Origin of the sequence: Actinomadura rubrobrunea NBRC 15275, assembly GCF_001552235.1 — a bacterium.
Classification (GTDB): Bacteria; Actinomycetota; Actinomycetes; order Streptosporangiales; family Streptosporangiaceae; genus Spirillospora; species Spirillospora viridilutea.
Genome location: NZ_BCQU01000184.1, coordinates 1 through 2,762, shown reverse-complemented (window position 1 = coordinate 2,762; position 2,762 = coordinate 1). Strand labels below are relative to the sequence as shown.

Genomic DNA, 2,762 nt, shown 5'->3' with positions numbered 1-2,762 from the left:
CCGACCCAGTCGGGTTCGGCGTCCGGGGCCAGGTCGGCGGTGGTGATCAGGGCGTCGACCGCGACCCGGTCGTCCTGGACGAGCGAGACGTGCGCGGCGGTGGCGGTGCGCCCGGTCTTGCGCTGCTCGACCCGCACCTCGGCCGGGCCCGCCTTGGCCACCCGCAGGAAGTTCGCGCAGGTCGCGACGGGATGGCGGTGCGGGGAGGCGTCGACGGCGGCGCGGGCCAGCACGGCCATCAGGTAGCCGCCGTTGAGGGCCTCGGCGAAGCCGAAGGCGCCGTCGAGCTCGACCCGGTACCGACCCTCCCCGACCCGCTCGACCGCGGTCGCGTCACCGAACCTGCTCACGGCCGCCCCCGCTCGCCTCCGCGGCGCCGAGCGGGCGCCGCCCTCCCTCCTCGCTCGTCCCCCGCGCGCGGACGACGCCGCGCCGCTTCAGCTCGCTCATCCCGTCTCTCCCGGATCCCGCCCGCCCCGGCTCCGGACGGCACGGATCTAGAATCACGTTCGAGCAGGAACTCTATCCCCTGAGGCAGCCGCCGCCGACGCGGGGACGCGGCCACAGCAGGCCGTACGGCCGCAACTTGCGGTGCAACGGGGCACGCCGGAAGAGGGAGCCGGTCAGGCCCAGAGCTGGCCCTCCAGGCGCTCCTCGGCCTCCTCCAGCGTGCCGGAGTACGCCCCCGTCGACAGGTACTTCCAGCCGCCGTCGGCGACGACGAACACGATGTCGGCCCGCTCCCCGGCCTTGACGGCCTTGGCCGCGACGCCCAGCGCCGCGTGCAGGGCGCTGCCGGTGGAGATGCCGGCGAAGATGCCCTCCTGCTCCAGCAGCTCGCGAGTGCGGCGCAGCGCGTCGGCCGAGCCCACCGAGTACCGCGTGGTCAGCACCGACTCGTCGTACAGCTCGGGGACGAAGCCCTCGTCGAGGTTGCGCAGCCCGTACACCAGCTCGCCGTACCGCGGCTCGGCCGCCACGATCTTGACGTCGGGCCGGTGCTCGCGCAGGTACCGGCCGACGCCCATGAGCGTGCCCGTGGTGCCCAGCCCGGCCACGAAGTGCGTGACCGTCGGCAGGTCCTCCAGGATCTCCGGGCCGGTCGTCTCGTAGTGCGCCTGCGCGTTGGCCTCGTTGCCGTACTGGTAGAGCATGACCCAGTCGGGGTTCTCCTCGGCCAGGCGCTTGGCCACGCGCACCGCCTCGTTGGAGCCGCCCGCCGCCGGCGAGAAGATGATCCGCGCGCCCCACATCTCGAGCAGCTGGCGCCGCTCGGCCGAGGTGTTCTCCGGCATCACGCAGACCATGCGGTAGCCGCGCAGCTTGGCGACCATGGCCAGGGAGATGCCGGTGTTGCCGGAGGTGGGCTCGAGGATCGTGCAGCCCGGGCTGAGCCGGCCCTCCTTCTCCGCCTTGGCGATCATCCAGAGGGCGGGCCGGTCCTTGACCGAGCCGGTGGGGTTGCGGTCCTCCAGCTTCGCCCACAGCCGCACCTCGGGGCTCGGCGACAGCCGGGGCAGGCCGACCAGCGGGGTGCGGCCCAGGGAGTCCAGCAGGGAGTCGAAACGCATCGGCACGGCGCCCCGGGATCAGCCGCCGGCGACGGCCGGCAGGATCGTGACGTTGTCGCCGTCGGCCACCTTGGTCTCCAGGCCGCCGAGGAACCGCACGTCCTCGTCGTTCAGGTACACGTTGACGAACTTGCGCAGCCCGTTGCCGTCCACCAGCCGCTCGCGCAGCCCCGGGTGGCGGGTGTCCAGGTCGGAGAACAGCTCGTCGAGCGTGCCGCCCTTGCCCTCCACGGTCTTGGCGCCGCCGGTGTACTGGCGCAGGATCGTCGGGATCCGGACCTCGATCGCCATCGCGATGATCTCCTTCGGGTCGAGACTTCCGTGGGGACCTCCCCACGCCCCCCGGTCGTGATACGGCCTCCCGCCCAGGGCATCACAACCAGGCGGGGGGTCTGGGAATTCCAGGCGGGATCAGGCGCGTCAGCGACAGTCGTAGACGACCTCGGCGCGCGAGTGCCCGAACAGGAAGCTCTGTACGGGGCAGGGGGACGCGGCTCCCCGCAGGGACCCGGCGAGGATGGAGCGGACCGCCCGCGGCGGCACCGGCGGGACGCCGGCCGGCGCTCGGCGCGCCGCGCCCGGCCCCGACTGCCCGCTCGTCCACATGGCGGCCAGTCTACCTTTCGCGACCGCGCCGCCGATCGGCCGCCCGCCGCGCCCGCTCCGGCCCCGCGGCCCCGGCCGGCCGCACGGCCCGGCGGCTCACTCGTAGCGGTCGACGATCTTCACTTCCTCCTCGGTGATCTCGCCGTCCACGATCCGGAACGACCGGAACTCGATCTCCTCGGGGTCGCGCGTGGACACCAGCACGTAGTGCGCGTTCGGCTCGGAGGCGTAGGACACGTCGGTGCGGGACGGGTACGCCTCGGTGGCGGTGTGCGAGTGGTAGATGACCACCGGCTCCTCGTCCCGGTCGTCCATCTCCCGCCACACCTTCAGCTGCTCCATCGAGTCGAAGCGGTAGAACGTCGGGGACCGCTCGGCGTTGGTCATCGCGATGAACCGGGTCGGCCGGTCGGACCCGATCGGACCGGCGATCACGCCGCAGGCCTCGTCCGGGTGGTCGGCGCGCGCATGCGCAACGATCTTGTCGACCAGGGCACGCTCGATCGTCAGCATGCCCCGAAGGCTACCCGGCGGGACGGGCGGCGCAGGCGCCCGGCCTCGCCCGGCGGCCGCGCCGCCGCGGCC

5 protein-coding genes are annotated in these 2,762 nt (G+C 73.4%); all 5 read right to left on the bottom strand.

All coding sequences use genetic code 11. From position 1 onward, the window contains the following. Positions 1-350: acyl-CoA thioesterase domain-containing protein (locus AR3_RS28840; RefSeq protein ID WP_174545498.1), on the bottom strand; the 350-nt coding region annotated here is incomplete at its 3' end. 273 nt (positions 351-623) lie between these two features. Next, entirely contained in the window at positions 624-1,571 is a 948-nt protein-coding gene (locus tag AR3_RS28835) for a PLP-dependent cysteine synthase family protein (protein WP_067918771.1), read from the bottom strand. Between the two features lie 18 nt (positions 1,572-1,589). Further along, positions 1,590-1,862, bottom strand: coding sequence for a MoaD family protein (locus AR3_RS28830; protein ID WP_067918769.1), 273 nt, complete (start codon positions 1,860-1,862; stop codon positions 1,590-1,592). Positions 1,863-1,991: 129 nt separating this feature from the next. Continuing rightward, positions 1,992-2,177 (bottom strand): hypothetical protein, encoded by a 186-nt coding sequence (locus AR3_RS30945; RefSeq protein ID WP_106258521.1) that lies wholly within the window; start codon positions 2,175-2,177, stop codon positions 1,992-1,994. A gap of 96 nt (positions 2,178-2,273) precedes the next feature. After that, on the bottom strand, positions 2,274-2,690 hold the full coding sequence (locus AR3_RS28825) for a M67 family metallopeptidase (protein WP_067918766.1): 417 nt from the start codon (positions 2,688-2,690) through the stop codon (positions 2,274-2,276). Positions 2,691-2,762: the final 72 nt, after the last annotated feature.